The sequence below is a fragment of the Promicromonospora sukumoe genome, assembly GCF_014137995.1.
Taxonomy (GTDB): Bacteria; Actinomycetota; Actinomycetes; order Actinomycetales; family Cellulomonadaceae; genus Promicromonospora; species Promicromonospora sukumoe.
Genome location: NZ_JACGWV010000002.1, coordinates 703,510 through 717,971, shown reverse-complemented (window position 1 = coordinate 717,971; position 14,462 = coordinate 703,510). Strand labels below are relative to the sequence as shown.

The 14,462-nt window shown below is 73.6% G+C and carries 13 protein-coding genes; 8 read left to right on the top strand and 5 right to left on the bottom strand.

The genetic code is table 11. The features are described from left to right. Nucleotides 1-5: 5 nt before the first annotated feature. Nucleotides 6-932: a LysR family substrate-binding domain-containing protein gene (locus tag FHX71_RS20205; RefSeq protein ID WP_182619244.1), complete on the top strand. Its 927-nt coding sequence runs from the start codon at nt 6-8 to the stop codon at nt 930-932. Nucleotides 933-1,075: 143 nt separating this feature from the next. Continuing rightward, on the top strand, nt 1,076-1,378 hold the full coding sequence (locus FHX71_RS20200; protein ID WP_246403463.1) for an LPXTG cell wall anchor domain-containing protein: 303 nt from the start codon (nt 1,076-1,078) through the stop codon (nt 1,376-1,378). 29 nt (nt 1,379-1,407) lie between these two features. Here the strand turns inward: FHX71_RS20200 and FHX71_RS20195 are convergent, their stop codons facing one another. The 4 genes from FHX71_RS20195 to msrA form a co-directional block, all read right to left on the bottom strand. Further along, entirely contained in the window at nt 1,408-3,582 is a 2,175-nt protein-coding gene (locus FHX71_RS20195; RefSeq protein WP_182619242.1) for an alpha-galactosidase, read from the bottom strand. A gap of 88 nt (nt 3,583-3,670) precedes the next feature. Then, nucleotides 3,671-6,217 carry a glycoside hydrolase family 2 protein gene (locus tag FHX71_RS20190; protein WP_182619241.1) on the bottom strand — a complete coding sequence of 849 codons (2,547 nt, stop codon included), beginning with the start codon at nt 6,215-6,217 and terminating at the stop codon, nt 3,671-3,673. Nucleotides 6,218-6,349: 132 nt separating this feature from the next. Further along, nucleotides 6,350-6,952 carry a pentapeptide repeat-containing protein gene (locus FHX71_RS20185; protein ID WP_182619240.1) on the bottom strand — a complete coding sequence of 201 codons (603 nt, stop codon included), beginning with the start codon at nt 6,950-6,952 and terminating at the stop codon, nt 6,350-6,352. A 92-nt stretch (nt 6,953-7,044) separates the two neighbouring features. Beyond that, a complete protein-coding gene (msrA, locus tag FHX71_RS20180; protein WP_182619239.1) occupies nt 7,045-7,728 on the bottom strand; it encodes a peptide-methionine (S)-S-oxide reductase MsrA in 684 nt (227 codons plus the stop codon). Nucleotides 7,729-7,891: 163 nt separating this feature from the next. On the opposite strand from msrA, the gene FHX71_RS20175 reads away from it, so the two are divergent. From FHX71_RS20175 to FHX71_RS20150, 6 genes are all read left to right on the top strand, one after another. Next, nucleotides 7,892-8,665: a metallophosphoesterase family protein gene (locus FHX71_RS20175; RefSeq protein ID WP_182619238.1), complete on the top strand. Its 774-nt coding sequence runs from the start codon at nt 7,892-7,894 to the stop codon at nt 8,663-8,665. Nucleotides 8,666-8,734: 69 nt separating this feature from the next. Next, nucleotides 8,735-9,334: a YdeI/OmpD-associated family protein gene (locus FHX71_RS20170; protein ID WP_182619237.1), complete on the top strand. Its 600-nt coding sequence runs from the start codon at nt 8,735-8,737 to the stop codon at nt 9,332-9,334. Between the two features lie 126 nt (nt 9,335-9,460). Next, nucleotides 9,461-10,708: an AI-2E family transporter gene (locus FHX71_RS20165; protein WP_182619236.1), complete on the top strand. Its 1,248-nt coding sequence runs from the start codon at nt 9,461-9,463 to the stop codon at nt 10,706-10,708. Between the two features lie 30 nt (nt 10,709-10,738). After that, complete coding sequence (gene ilvA / locus FHX71_RS20160; RefSeq protein WP_220490217.1) at nt 10,739-11,998, top strand: threonine ammonia-lyase; 1,260 nt, start codon at nt 10,739-10,741, stop codon at nt 11,996-11,998. 106 nt (nt 11,999-12,104) lie between these two features. Beyond that, nucleotides 12,105-12,467: a YciI family protein gene (locus FHX71_RS20155; RefSeq protein ID WP_182619234.1), complete on the top strand. Its 363-nt coding sequence runs from the start codon at nt 12,105-12,107 to the stop codon at nt 12,465-12,467. Beyond that, nucleotides 12,464-13,924, top strand: coding sequence for an RNA polymerase sigma factor (locus FHX71_RS20150; protein ID WP_182619233.1), 1,461 nt, complete (start codon nt 12,464-12,466; stop codon nt 13,922-13,924). The genes FHX71_RS20155 and FHX71_RS20150 overlap by 4 nt, the downstream gene beginning before the upstream one ends. Before the next feature lie 21 nt (nt 13,925-13,945). Here the strand turns inward: FHX71_RS20150 and greA are convergent, their stop codons facing one another. Then, nucleotides 13,946-14,428 (bottom strand): transcription elongation factor GreA, encoded by a 483-nt coding sequence (gene greA, locus FHX71_RS20145; protein ID WP_108495916.1) that lies wholly within the window; start codon nt 14,426-14,428, stop codon nt 13,946-13,948. Nucleotides 14,429-14,462: the final 34 nt, after the last annotated feature.

The window sequence follows — 14,462 nt, the reverse complement described above, 5'->3', positions numbered from 1 at the left end:
GGGGCGTGAGCCAGCCCGTGCCCGACGTCGACCCCAGCGCCCCTGACGTCGACCCCGCCGACACCCCCGAGACCGCCGCCCCGTCGCGCCTCCGCCTCGCCTACGTGCCCGGCGCGACGCCCGGCAAGTGGGCGAGCGTCTGGCAGGAGCGGCTGCCCGACGTCCCCCTCGACCTGGTCCAGGTCGAGGCGACCGCCGTACCGGAGGCGCTGGAGGCCGGCGAGGTGGACGCCGCGATCGGCCGGCTCCCCGTGGACAAGGACGTGTTCTCCGCGATCCCGCTCTACGAGGAGGCGTCGGTGGTCTGCTTCTCGCGGGACCACCTGCTCGCCGCCCTCGACGAGGACGAGGCCGTGTCCACCGCGGACCTCGCGCAGGAGACGGTCTGGGTGCCCGGCGACGACGTCCTCTTCGTCGGCCGCACCGTGCCCGGCCTGGTCCCGGCCGACCCGGACGGGAACCCGCTGGACCGGGTCCCGGCCACGGCCGACGTCGTCGCGACCGTCGCCGCGAACGTGGGCGTCGCCGTGCTGCCGATGTCGCTCGCGCGGCTGCACCGGCGCAAGGACGTGACCTACCGCCCGCTCTCCGACGGCCCGACGGCGCCCGTCGGCCTGGTGTGGCCGATCGAGCGCACCACGGACCTGGTCGAGGAGCTCATCGGCATCGTCCGCGGGCGCACGGTCAACAGCTCGCGCGGCCGCGGCGGGCCGTCCGCCCGCCAGGCCCAGGACGGCGCGTCCGCCGATGCGCCGACAGCGAAATCCGCGCGGTCCGGGGTGAAGAACTCTGCCAAGGGCGGGTCCGCCGGAACCAAGGGCCGGTCGGGTGCAGGCCGGAGTGCTGCGAAGAGCGGCGGCCGCGGAGGTGTTCAGCGCGGCAAGGGTGCGCGTCCGGCGTCGAGCAAGAAGAAGAAGGGCAAAGGACGGTAGGGCGACCGTCAAGTTCTGTACTCTTTTTCCAGAGATGGACCGATATTGGCGATCTGCGCCATGGTCGCTACGATCCGGGAGTCGTGCTCGCCATCGGGCACGAGGACTGACCCCCGTTTCGTAAGGAGCGCCCAGTGCGCAAGATGACCGTCATGGGAGCCTCCGCGCTCCTCGTCGCCGGCCTTGTAGCCTCCCCGGCCGTCGCGTTCGCGGCGCCCGCTCTGGCTGCCTCCCCGAACGCCGTCTCCCTGAGCGGTGCGGACCTCGTCGAGCTCGCCTTCCCGGGCGCGTCGTCCGACGTGCTGCCGGCCGGCCAGGACGAGGCCGACGAGCTGGCCGCGACCGGCGCGAGCAGCGTCATCGGCTTCACGCTGATCGCGGTGGCCCTCGTGGGCGGCGGCACCACGCTCATGGTCCTGCGGCGTCAGGGCGCGCTGGAGGGCTGACGCCCCGCGGCGCCCGCCCTCCCGGACGGTCAGTCCGCCGCGACCGCCCTGGCCTCGACGACCAGCGCCTGCATCGGCCACAGGGTGGGGAGCTGCAGCCCCACCTCGGTCAGCACCGAGCCGGGCACCTCCACCGGCTCCTTGCCCAGCCATCCCGGGGTGATCCCGCCCGACCAGCGCGCGGACCCGACCTCGTCGCGCACCCGCACGCTGTAGCGCCGGGCTGGGTCGAGGCCGTCGAGCCGCACCCGCTCGGTGAGCGCGTCCTGGAGCGAGGCGACGGTCGCGACCGTCCACACGCCCGCGGTCCCGTCGGGCGCCACGAAGCCCGTGACCCGCAGCGCGGGGTCCACGGTGTCGCCGTGCACCACCGTGCCGGTGTGCACGAGCGACCGCAGCTCCTTGTAGAGGGCCGCGTACGCCGTGACCGCGACCAGCTCGTCGTCCGTGCAGGTCAGCAGGTCCCACTCGAACCCGGCGTGCCCCTGCAGCGCCGTCGCGACCCGGTACGAGAGGTCGGTGGACCGCCCCGAGGAGTGCGCCGGCGACGGGCCGACGTGCGCCCCGATCAGCTCGGGCGGCAGCACGAGCGACGTCCACCGCTGGATGTCCTGGCGCTCCACCGGGTCGTTCGAGTCGGAGGCCCACACGCGGTCGGTGATCTCGAGGATGCCCAGGTCGGTCCGCGCGCCGCCCGAGGAGCACGACTCGATCTCCAGCCCGGGGTGGTCCGCCTTGAGCCGCGCGATCAGCGCGTACGCGGCGAGGGTCTGCACGTGGGTGCCCGGCCGCCCGACGCCGTCGGCCCCGACGTGCACGGGCTCCGCGAGGTCGCGGTTGTGGTCCCACTTGATGAAGTCGATGCCCAGCTCCGTCACCAGGGCCGAGATCTGGCCGCGCACGTGCTCCCACGCCTCGGGGACGGCGAGGTCCAGCACGTACTGCGTGCGGAACGACAGCCCGTCCGGCGACGGCACTGCGGCCGTGTTCGACAGGATCCACTCGGGGTGCGCGCGGGCCAGGTCGGAGTCGAGGTTGACCATCTCGGGCTCGAACCACAGCCCGAACTCCATGCCCAGCTCGTGGACGAGGCCGGCGAGCGGGCCCAGGCCGTCGGGCCACACGTCGGTGTCGACCACCCAGTCGCCCAGCCCGGTGGTGTCGTCGCGCCGGGAGTGGAACCAGCCGTCGTCGAGCACGAACCGCTCCACGCCCACGCTCGCCGCCCGGCGCGCGAGCCGCTCCAGCTTGCTCGGGGAGTGGTCGAAGTAGACGGCCTCCCACGTGTTCAGCACGAGCGGCCGCGGGCTGGTCACGTGCTGCGGTCGGGCCCGCAGCCAGGTGTGGAAACGGTCCGCGACGCCGTCCAGGCCGCGCGGCGACCAGGAGAAGTACGCGACCGGCGTGCGGTAGGCCTCGCCCGGCGCGAGCCGGACCTCGCCCGGCCGCACGAGCTCGCCCGCCCCGAGCAGCGTGGCGTGCTCGGTGAGGTGGTCCACGCGGTGGGTCACGTCGGCGCTCCACCCCAGGTGCGTGGCCCACGCCTCGCCCGTCCGGTTCCGCGGCGTGCCCGACGACGCCACCGTCACCCAGGGCGCGTCGTGCCCCGACCGGCCCCGGCGGGTCTGCCGCGCCGTGCTGCCGCCCGGCAGGAGCGTGGTGACGGGCGCCTTCTCGCGGGACCAGCGGCCGGTGAACTGGGTCAGGTGGTCCGCGGACCGCGGCACGGGCAGCGTCGCCTCCAGCCAGTGCACGTCCACGGGCCCGCCGCCGTCGTTCGTCAGCTCGTGCCACAGCAGGACCAGCCCGCCCATGCCGATCTCCACGTGGGACCGCAGCGTGAGCCCCAGGTCCGGGTCCTGTGCTGTGACCAGCAGGTCGGCGGTGTCCCGCGTCACGTCGGTGACGGTCCAGCGGGGGAAGAGCGAGATGCCGTCGGCGGCCACGAGCAGGCCGGGGCGGCCTGCCCAGCCGTCCGACTCCTGCGGCAGCAGGGAGGGCCGCCACGCGGCGTCGAGCGTCCCGGGAGCGGTCTGCCGGCTGGTCGCCGCGTCGAGGGACCCCAGGTCGGCGAGCGAGAGGTCGCCCAGGTCGGGGCCCCAGTGGAGCACCAGCGGCAGCCCGCGCGCGGGGTGGGCCACGACCACGGCGACACCGTCGCGGCGCAGCACCGACCAGCTGGAGACCTCGTCGAACCTGTGCATCGTGCTTTCCCTTCGCCCCCTGACCACACCGTACGCGCGGTCACCGACATCAGATCTGGTTTCGCCCCCGCTCCTGCGGGTGATGCGCCTAGCGCGCGACGAGGTCGTTCTCGGTGCGCAGCACCGGCCGCGCGGTCAGCGCCGCCGGGTCGAGCTCGCGGCCCGTCGTCACGTGGAACACCGCCGTGGCTCCCGCCGGGAGGTCCACCACCTGGTCGTCCACCTGGGCACCGGGGTCGAGCCGGTCCGCGAGCAGGGTCACGCCGAGCGCCAGCGACGACGCCGTCACCTCGACGCGGTAGCCGCCGTCCTGGCTGGTCACCAGGGTCTCCAGCGGGGCCGGGTCGAGGGCCAGGTCCTTGCTCTCGGCCCACCGGTGCACCGCGCGCTCGGCGCCGAGGCGCACGACCAGCACCTCGTGCGCGACGTCGGCCACGGCCGCCAGGTCGCCCTCCAGGGGCACGAGGGTCACCGAGCGCGGTGCCACCACCACCTCGCTGCCCGACGACGCCAGCACCTCGCCGCCCAGCGTGGTCCGGGCCGCGTCGACCTGCCCGGCCCACGGCTCGTCGGTGTCGTTGACCAGCGCCGCGACCAGACCGTCGCCGCGCGGCTGCACCGTGACCACCCGGTCGGCGAACGCGTGCCGCAGCGCGTACCAGAGGGGCTTGCGCCGCCCGTCGCCGTCGACGGCTGCCCAGGACGTGACCGGCCAGCAGTCGTTGAGCTGCCACACGATCGCGCCCGCGGTGCGCGGCCACCACGACCGGTAGTGCTCCACGGCGTACCGGATCGCGCGCGCCTGGTTGAGCTGCGTGGCCCAGTGCCAGTCCACGAAGTCCTCGGGGACGTCCAGGTGCGGGGCCAGGCCGCGGTCGAGCTTGCCGTTGCCGTCGATCGCCTTCTGGTGCAGCAGGAAGACCTCGGACGCCTTGAAGCCCTCGGGCACGGCCGCGCCACCGGGCACGGCAGCGCTGTCAGGAAGGACGGCGCGCTGGAGGGTCGCCCAGGTGGGCGGCCCCTGGAAGCCGAACTCCGAGGCGAACCGCGGCGCGTCGTCGCGGTAGTGCGTGTAGTCCACGCGGTTCCACACGTCCCACTGGTGGTGCGTCCCGTGGTCCGGGTCGTTGGGGTGCACCTGCTCGGGCGTGGCGCCGGGGGAGTAGGGCGAGCCGTCGGAGTACGGGCGGGTCGGGTCGACCTCGGCCAGCACCTTCGGGAAGAGCTCGTAGTAGTAGCCGGCGCCCCAGGTCAGGTCGCCCAGCGGCTCCTTCCAGCCCCAGTCCTCGTGGCCCCAGATGTTCTCGTTGCCGCCGTTCCACAGCACCAGCGACGGGTGCGGCGCCAGCCGGGACGCGTTCTCCCGCAGCTCGGCCTCGAACTCGGACCGGTGGGGCTCCTCCTCCGGGTAGGCCGCGCAGGCCAGCAGGATGTCCTGCCAGACCATGACGCCCTTCTCGTCGCAGAGGTCGTAGAAGTCGTCCGACTCGTAGATGCCGCCGCCCCACACCCGCAGCAGGTTGAGGTTGGCGCCGAGTGCCTGGTCGACGCGCCGCTCCAGGCGCTCGCGCGTGATGCGCGTCAGCAGGTGGTCGTCGGGGATCCAGTTGGCCCCGCGCGCGAAGACCGGCGTCCCGTTGATCTGGAACACGAAGCTCGTGCCGTGCTCGTCGCGCTCCCGGTCCACCTCGACGGTACGGAACGCGACCCGGCTCGACCAGGTGTCCAGCGGGTTCGAGCGGTCCTCGCCGTGGCCCTCGTAGACGGCCACCTCGATCGGGTAGAGCGGCTGCTCGCCGTACCCGGCGGGCCACCACAGGTCGACGTCGCCGGCCTCGACCTGGACGTCCAGGACGCCGCCGGCCCAGCCGGCCGGGATGCCCGTCGTCACACCGCGGTCGCCGACGGACACGTCGACGACCAGGGGCCCGGCCTCGGACAGGCCGGACGTCTCGATCTCGACGCGCACGTCGACCAGCCCGCCGCCGTCGTCGGCCACGGTGGCCAGCGGTGTGACGCGCGCGATCCGGGCGACGCGCCAGCGCTCGACCCGCACGGGCTTCCACAGGCCCGCCGTCTGCAGGTCCGGGCCCCAGTCCCAGCCGAACGAGCAGGCCATCTTGCGGACCATGTTGAACGGCTGGTCGTACGCCATGGGGCGGGTGCCGATCCGGGCGGCCTCGGCCTCGGCCACCTCGATCGCGGGGTCGAGGTCGACCACCAGGTTGGCCGGCGTGCCGACCAGCCCGCGCACGTCGTACCGGTAGGAGCGGTGCATGTTCGCGGTCCGGCCGAGGTGCACGCGTCCCGCGCCGGCGGCGGCCTGCTCGACGTCGGTGTCGACGGCCACGCCGGCCACCGTGTCGATGCCCTCGAAGAGCAGGTCGACGCGCTCGTCGTCCGCGGCGGGCGGCTCGTCCAGCACGGTCGCGTACCGCCAGGAGGTGCGCTTCATCCAGGCGAGCGCGGTCTCGTTGGTGCCGAGGTACGGGTCAGGGATGAGCCCCTGCTCCAGCAGGGCGGTGTGGCTCGTGCCCGGGACGGTCGCCGGGACGGGGACCCCGGCCAGGTCCGCCGGGACGGGGCCACCCGTCGCGGTCACGGTCCATTCGGTCAGGTCGCGGCTGATCTTCATCGATCCTCGTCCTCCCAGAGCGGTTCGCTCAGTGCGTGTGCGAGCGGACCCGAGCATAGGGCGCGGGCCGACGCGGATCGAACCGATATCACCGGGTGGGCGAGGGGCCGGGACGACGTCCGGCCGGGGCGCTCAGTCGGGCCGGACCACCAGGCCGAGCCGCTCGGCGAGCAGGATCGCCTGGGCCTCGCCGACCACCGCCCCGGTGAGGTTCGCGCCGAGCGGGTCGAGCGCCGACAGGTCGCTGCCCCGCAGGTCGACGTTGCGGAGGTCGGCCTCGGCGAGGTCCGCCCCGGACAGGTCGCAGCCGAGCAGGACGGCGCCGGACGCCTTGATCCCGGACAGGTCGGCCTCGCGCAGGCGGACGCCGTCGAACCGGGCGCCGGCCAGCTCCGCCCGGTGCAGGTCGGTGAAGGACCAGTTGCCGCCCTCGACCTTGAGCAGGTCGAACCGGCAGTTGTTGAACTGAGAGCCCACGAGCTTGCAGCGTTCCAGCGTCGTGTCGAAGAAGACGCACGCGTCGAAGACGCAGGACGTGAACGCGAGCTCTGTCAGGTGGGCGCTGTTGAAGCGCACGCCCCGGAACACGCACGAGTCGAACGTGGCGCCCGTCCCGGTGGCCTCCGTCATGTCCACGTCGGCGAACAGCGTGGCCATGTGGTCCTCGCCGGACAGGTCGCGGGAGTACCAGTCCTCGGCGCGGACGGTGAGCTCGGTGGCGGGCATCCGGATCATGCGGCCGACCCTACGCGCCGGCACTGACAGTGCCCGGTGCGGGTACGGCAGCGCCCCGCCGCCGTGGGCGACGGGGCGCGGTGCGCGAGCGGTCAGGCGGCGTCCGGGAAGGGGACGCCCGTGGTCGCGTGGCAGCGGTAGCCGTTCGGGTTCTTCGCGGCCGACAGGTACTGCTGGTGGTAGTCCTCGGCGTAGTAGAACGGGCCGGCCTCGGCAGCGGGCTCGATCTCCGTGGTGATCGCGTCGTACCCCTTGGCGCTCAGCACTTCGGCGTAGCGCTTGGCGGTCTCCTGCGCGGCCTCGGCCTGCTCCGGCGTCGTCCAGTAGATGCCCGAGCGGTACTGCGTGCCCACGTCGTTGCCCTGGCGGAAGCCCTGCGTCGGGTCGTGCCGCTCCCAGAAGATCTTGAGCAGCTCGGCCTCGCTGACCTTCGTGGGGTCGTACGCCACGAGAGCGGTCTCGGTGTGGCCGGTCCGCGCGGTGCAGACCTCCTCGTACGTCGGGTTGGGCGTGGTGCCGCCCATGTAGCCGACGGCGGTGCTCACGACGCCCGGGACCTGCCAGTAGATCTCCTCGGCACCCCAGAAACAGCCCATCGCCAGGTAGAGCACGCGGGTGCCCGGCTCCCACGGTCCGGTGATCGACGATCCGAGCACCGTGTGCGGGCGGGGGTTCTGCAGCTGCGGAGCGGTACGGCCCGGCAGGGCGTCCTCGGGCGCGACCATGGTGGTCTTGGAACCGGAGCCGGGGCCGAAGAGCGAGTTGAGGAACGTCATCGGACACACATCCTTTGGGTCTGATTCGTGCGGCAGCACGTTTGTCCATCACAACACGGACGCGGGTGACAGTGTTCCTCAAGGGGCGCGCGGTGGTGGGCCGGCCGTTCTGCCCTGGGCAGATGCGGTGGCGCCGCCCGGCGGCGCGCGCCATCGTCGGCACATGAGCAGCGAGGTGGGGACCGTAGCGGTCCTGTCGGACGTCCACGGGGTGCTCCCGGTCCTTGACGCAGTGCTCGCCGAGCCCGACGTGGCGGGCGCCGACCTCGTGGTCGTCACCGGCGACCACGCCGCCGGACCGCAGCCCGTCGAGGTGCTGGACCGCCTCCGGTCGCTGGGGGAGCGGGCCGTGCTGGTGCGCGGGAACGCGGACCGCGAGCTGGTCGCCCTCGCGCGCGGCGGCACCACGGAGATCCCGGACCCGGTCGCCCCCTGGGCGGCGGCCCAGCTCCGGCCCGACGACGTCGCGCTGCTCGACACCCTGCCCCACCCCGTGGAGCTCAGTGTGCGCGGGTTCGGGCGCGTCGTCTTCTGCCACGGCACCCCGCGCGACGACGACGAGGTGGTGCTCGTCGACTCCTCGCTGGAACGCTGGGCCGACGTGCTCGGCGGCCTCGACGACGACGTCACGACCGTGGTCATGGGGCACACCCACATGCCGTTCGCGCGGCTCGTCGACCGGCGCCTGTGCGTCAACCCGGGCAGCGTCGGCATGCCGTACGGCCGCGCGGGCGGCTCGTGGGCCCTGCTGCGCGACGGCCAGGTCGAGCTGCGGCACACGCCGGTCGACGTCGAGGCGGCCGTGGCGGCGGTCGCCGCCGGGAGTGCCTACCCCGGCGCCGAGGAGTGGGCGCGGGCGTACGTGACCTCGGCCAACAGCGACGCCGACGCGCTGCGCGTGTTCGGGCCCCGGGACGGCCGCCTCCCGCGGAGCTGAGCCGCTGGGCCCGGCCGGTCGGAGCCCGGCCCCCTGGCGGTGTCAGTGGCTCGGCGTAGCGTCCTGTCCATGGCCGACACCGGAACCGAGGTCCTGTTCGCCGACGCCGCGGCGTGGCGGGCCTGGCTCGACGAGAACGAGCAGACGTCCGACGGCGTCTGGCTGATCCTCGCCCGCAAGGGCAAGGACGCCCCGACGAGCCTCAACTACGACACCGCGCTCGACGAGGCCCTGTGCAGCGGCTGGATCGACGCGCAGGGACGCAGCCGCGACGACTCGACGTCGCTCCAGCGGTTCTGCCCGCGCCGCACGCGCAGCCGCTGGTCGGCGCGCAACGTGCGGATCGTGGACCGCCTGATCACCGAGGGGCGCATGCGGCCCCGCGGCCAGCAAGAGATCGACCGGGCCAAGGACGACGGCCGCTGGGACGTCGCGTACGAGGGCAGCAAGAACATCGAGGTGCCGCCCGACCTCGCCGAGGCGCTCGCGGCCAGCCCGCGCGCGGCGGCGATGTTCGGCATCCTCACCGCGCAGAACCGGTTCGCGATCCTGTTCCGGATCACCGGCGTCAAGAAGCCGGAGACGCGGGCGCGGAACATCACCAAGTTCGTCGGCATGCTCGAACGGGGCGAGACGGTCTACCCGCAGAAGCGCACGCTGGAGGGTTGACCAGGCGCGACATCTGTCGGACCGGTGAGCGCCCCGTGAGCCTTCCGTGCGGCGAGTGGGCGTGCCAGCAGTGTGTCGGTGTGCTCCCCTAGGGTGTTGTCCGTGCCACAGACCGAGGAGACAAGCGTGACGTCGAGCCAGACCACAGCGCCGCCCCCCACCGACGAGTCGGGCGCCGTCCCGCCGGCCATCCGGGCCGCCGCCTCGTGGTCGTGGCGCATGTTGCTGATCGGCGCCTTCGTGGCCGCCGTGCTGTGGCTGCTCGCCCTGCTCAAGACGATCGTCGTCCCGGTGGCGGTCGCGCTGCTCCTGACGATCATGCTGACGCCGGTGCGGCGCGTGCTGCACGAGCGGCTGCGGGTCCCGCGCGGGCTGGCCGCGGGGCTCTCCCTGATCGGCCTGATCGTGGTGGTCGCCGGCTTGATCACCCTGGCCGGGCAGTCGATCGCCAACGGGTTCGCCGACCTGCGCACGCAGGCCATCAGCGGCTTCAACGAGCTGTGGTCGCAGCTCTCGGCCACGTTCGGGCTCGAGAACGAGCTGGAGAGCTACAGCCGCGACATCCTCGACCAGCTCGAGGCCCAGCAGAGCGCGATCGTGAGCGGCGCCCTGGGCGCCGCGGCGACGGCGGGCAGCGTCCTGGTCGGCGCCCTGATCGCACTGTTCTGCACCTTCTTCTTCCTGCACGACCCGCGGGGCATCTGGGGCTGGATCGTCGGGCTGCTCCCGCTGTCCGCCCGCGAGCGGGTCAACCAGGCCGGGCGCCGCGGCGCCGTCACGCTCGCCGCCTACACCCGCACGCAGATCCTGGTCGCGGCCGTCGACGCCGTGGGCATCGGCCTCGGCGCAGTGTTCTTCGTGCCGTCGCTGGCGCTCCCGATCGCGATCCTGGTGTTCGTCGGTTCGTTCGTGCCCGTGGTCGGTGCCATCGTCACCGGCGCCATCGCCGTCGTCGTCGTCCTCGTGTCCAACGGCTGGGTCGCGGCGCTCATCATGCTCGGCGTGGTGCTGCTGGTGCAGCAGATCGAGTCGCACGCGCTGCAGCCGTTCCTCATGGGTCAGGCCGTCTCGTTGCACCCCGTCGCGGTGATCCTCGCGGTGGCCGCCGGCTCGTTCGCGGCCGGCATCATCGGCGCCCTGTTCGCCGTGCCGCTGGCCGCCGTCCTGAACACCGTGATCCTGTATCTCAACGGGCACGACAAGTTCCCGGAGCTCGGCGACGAGGACGCCCTACCGATCCGATGGCGAGCCGCCGACGCCCCGCCGATCCCGCTGCGCCTGCGCCGCAGCCCCGGCGTGCTGGCCGAGAACGCCGTCGACGACGTCTCCACCGACGACGGGACCACCCCGCCGAAGGGTGATCCCGAGCGCTAGAACGTGCATCTGGCGGCGCAGTCGGGCAACATGCGCGCTGTGCCACTGGATCCGTTCGACCTGGAGTCCTACGGCGGTCACCTCACGGTGTCCGCCGACGACGCCCGGGCTGCCGCCGAGCTCCTCGACGGCGTCATCACCCGTACCCCCATCACCGAGAGCCGCGCGCTGTCCACGATCGCCGGGACGAAGGTGCTGCTCAAGTGCGAGAACCTGCAGCGCGCCGGCTCGTTCAAGGTGCGCGGCGCCTACGTGCGCCTCGCACGGCTGTCGCCCGAGGAGCGTGAGCGCGGCGTCGTCGCGGCGTCCGCCGGGAACCACGCGCAGGGCGTCGCGCTCGCCGCGGGGATGCTCGGCATCGACACCGTCGTCTACATGCCCGTGGACGCGGCCCTGCCCAAGGTCGCCGCGACCCGCGGGTACGGCGCCGAGGTGCGGATGGTCGGCACCTCGGTGGACGAGGCGCTGGCCGCCGCGCGCGTCGAGGCCGCCCGCTCCGGCCGCGTGCTGATCCACCCCTTCGACCACGTCGACGTCGTGGCGGGCCAGGGCACCGTCGCCCTGGAGATCCTGGAGCAGGTGCCCGACGTCGCCACCGTCGTCGTGCCGCTCGGCGGCGGCGGGCTGGTGGCCGGGATCGCGGCCGTGCTGGCCGAGGTCGCGCCGCACGTCAAGGTCGTGGGCGTGCAGGCGGCGTCGGCCGCGGCCTATCCCGGCTCGCTGAAGGCGGGCAAGCCGCTGGCGGGCAACCTCGGCGCCACCATGGCCGACGGCATCGCGGTGGGGCTGCCCGGCGACGTGCCGTTCGGGATCGTGCAGAAGGAGGGCGTCGAGGTCCGCACGGTCACCGAGGACCAGCTCTCCCGCGCGCTGCTCGCGGTGCTGGAGCGCTCCAAGCTCATGGTCGAGCCGGCCGGCGCGGCGGGGGTCGCCGGGATCATCGCCGCAGGTCCGGGCGTGTTTCAGGGGCCGGTGGTCGCGGTGCTGTCCGGCGGCAACATCGACCCGCTCGTCCTGATGCGCGTGGTCCAGCACGGCCTGGTCGCCGCGGGCCGGTACCTGAAGCTGCAGGTGCGGCTCATGGACAAGCCCGGGGCCCTCGCGAAGCTGGTGGAGACCATCGCCGCGGCCGGGGCCAACATCGTGGCCGTGGACCACACGCGTACCGATGTCTCGCTCTCGGTGTCCGAGGTCTCGGTCAACCTGCAGCTCGAGACGAAGGGCGCGGAGCACCGGTCAGCCGTCGTGGAGCGGCTGGAGTCCGAGGGCTACGAGGTCGCCGCGTTCTGAGCGGGTCCGGGTGTCGTGACGGCGTCGTCCCGTTCGTCGTCAGGGTGACGCGGCCGACCGGCCGCGCGACGATGTGACCGGGGACCTCCCCGGAAGGGAGCACACCATGCGTTACCTCATGCTCGTCCTGTCCACCCCCGACGCCCCGGCCGAGCCGGAGAACGTGCCCGCGATCGAGGACTGGGTGCGGGACACCTACGACACCGGCCGTGCCGTCCTCGGCGACCGGCTGCGCCCGCCCGCCGACGCGGTCGGCGTGCAGGTCCGCGCCGGAGAGGTGATCGTCACCGACGGTCCGTTCTCCGAGACCAAGGAGGTCATCGCGGGCTTCGACGTGCTCGACGCCCCCGATCTCGACGAGGCCATCAAGATCGCCACCGCCCACCCGATGGCGTACGCGGGAGCGATCGAGCTGCGCCCCTTCTGGCCGCTGGGCCTCGACGACGACGGCGGCGCGGCCGAGGCGTGACCGACGTCGGGCAGGCCGTCACCGCCGCCTTCCGGGACGAGTGGGCGCGGGTGCTCGCCGCCGTCGCGCGGAGCACCGGCGACCTGGACCTCGCGGAGGACTGCGCGCAGGAGGCCTTCGCCGTCGCGCTGCGCACCTGGGAGCGCGACGGCGTGCCGGACCGCCCGGGCGCGTGGCTCACCACCACGGCCCGCAACCGGGCGCTCGACCGGCTGAGGCGGCGCAAGGTCGAGGCCGAGAAGACCGCCACCGCAGCCCGGCTCACCTACCGGGCGGGCGGTCTGCCCGGGGCCGACGACGGGACGGCGGAGCCCGATCCGGTGGGCGACGCGGCGGTGAGCACGCTCGACGGCGCGACGTGGGACGCCGTCGGGCCGGACGAGCCCGACGGCGACCTGCTGCGCCTGGTCTTCACGTGCTGCCACCCGGCCCTGCCCCTGGAGGAGCGGGTGGCGCTCACCCTGCGGTCTCTTACCGGTATGACGACGGCGCAGGTCGCGCGAGCCTTCCTCGTGCCGGAGGCGACCATGGCCCAGCGCCTGACCCGGGCCAAGCGCAAGATCCGCAGCACGGGCATCGCGTTCCGCGTGCCGCCGCCCGAGCTGCTGCCCGAGCGCGTCTCGGCAGTGCTCGCCGTGCTGTACGTGCTGTTCACCGAGGGCTACGACGCGTGGGCGGAGCCCGCCGTCGACGTCGGGGGAGCGGTCGCTGTCGAGGGCGCCGCGGCGCGCCGAGTCCTGGCGGACGACGCCGTGCGGGTGGCCCGGCTCGTCGCGCGGCTCCTGCCCGACGAGCCCGAGGCGCGCGGCCTGCTCGCGCTGCTGCTGCTCCAGCACGCGCGGCGGGCGGCGCGGCTGGGCACGCCCGGTCCGGTGCCCGGCGCCGCGCCGCCCGGCCAGCCCGGCGCCGCGCCGTCCGCGCAGCCCGATGCCGTACCGCGCACGCTGGAGGAGCAGGACCGCTCACTGTGGCGCGCGGACGAGATCGCCGAGGGGCTGGCCGTGCTCGACGACGCGCTCGCGGAGCGCCGCGCGGGGCCCTACCAGGTGCAGGCCGCGATCGCGGCGCTGCACGCGCGGGCGGCGTCGGCCGACCAGACGGACTGGGCCGAGATCGTCGCGCTCTACGACGTGCTGCTCGGCATGACGCGCTCGCCGGTGGTGGCGCTCAACCGGGCGGTCGCGGTGGGGATGCTGCGCGGGCCCGAGGCCGGGCTGGCCGCGGTGGACGACGCCGCGGGCGCGCCCGAGCTGGCGGACTACCATCTGCTCCCGGCGATGCGGGCCGACCTGCTGCGCCGCGCGGGCCGGCCGGCCGAGGCCGCCGCGGAGTACCGGCGGGCGCTCGGCCAGGTGGACCGCGAGGGGGACCGCCGCCTCCTGAGCCTGCGGCTCGCGGAGGTCAACGCCGACGGGCCTGTCAGTCGTACAGGTCACCGGAGTGATCCGTACGTCTGACAGGCCCGTCGGTCTGTTCGCTCAGCCCTGGAAGGGCTTGGCCCCCGTGATCTCGACCGGGATGTCGTTCCCGTTCGGAGCGTGGTAGCTCGTCTTCGCGCCGATCGACTTGCCGTCGATGGCGGCGCCCAGCGGCGACGTCGGCGAGTAGACGTCGAGGTCCGTGGACCCGGCCATCTCGCGCGACCCGAAGAGGAAGTTCATCTCGTCGCCGGCAACGATTGCGGTCACGACCATGCCCGGCTCGACCTTGCCGTCGTCCGCCGGAGTGCCCACGTGGACGTTACGAAGCTTCTCGGTGAGCTCGAGGATGCGCGCCTCGTTCTTCGCCTGCTCCTCGCGGGCGGCGTGGTATCCGCCGTTCTCCTTGAGGTCGCCCTCGTCACGGGCAGCGGCGATGCGCTCGGTGATCTCCGACCGGTAAGGGCCGGAGAGATGCTCCAGCTCAGCCTTGAGCTTGTCGTGCGCCTCCTGGGTGAGCCAGGTGACAGAAGCGTCGGCCACGGGGGCTCTCCTTTCGTCGTTGCTCGTTCGAGCC

Excerpts from the sequence above, each read along its gene's own strand:
- FHX71_RS20190 (WP_182619241.1), bottom strand. The coding sequence starts at position 6,217 with ATGAAGATCAGCCGCGACCTGACCGAATGGACCGTGACCGCGACGGGT.
- FHX71_RS20175 (WP_182619238.1), top strand. The coding sequence starts at position 7,892 with ATGAGCAGCGAGGTGGGGACCGTAGCGGTCCTGTCGGACGTCCACGGG.
- FHX71_RS20170 (WP_182619237.1), top strand. The coding sequence starts at position 8,735 with ATGGCCGACACCGGAACCGAGGTCCTGTTCGCCGACGCCGCGGCGTGG.
- FHX71_RS20200 (WP_246403463.1), top strand. The coding sequence starts at position 1,076 with ATGACCGTCATGGGAGCCTCCGCGCTCCTCGTCGCCGGCCTTGTAGCC.
- ilvA (WP_220490217.1), top strand. The coding sequence starts at position 10,739 with ATGCGCGCTGTGCCACTGGATCCGTTCGACCTGGAGTCCTACGGCGGT.
- FHX71_RS20155 (WP_182619234.1), top strand. The coding sequence starts at position 12,105 with ATGCGTTACCTCATGCTCGTCCTGTCCACCCCCGACGCCCCGGCCGAG.
- msrA (WP_182619239.1), bottom strand. The coding sequence starts at position 7,728 with ATGACGTTCCTCAACTCGCTCTTCGGCCCCGGCTCCGGTTCCAAGACC.
- FHX71_RS20195 (WP_182619242.1), bottom strand. The coding sequence starts at position 3,582 with ATGCACAGGTTCGACGAGGTCTCCAGCTGGTCGGTGCTGCGCCGCGAC.
- FHX71_RS20185 (WP_182619240.1), bottom strand. The coding sequence starts at position 6,952 with ATGATCCGGATGCCCGCCACCGAGCTCACCGTCCGCGCCGAGGACTGG.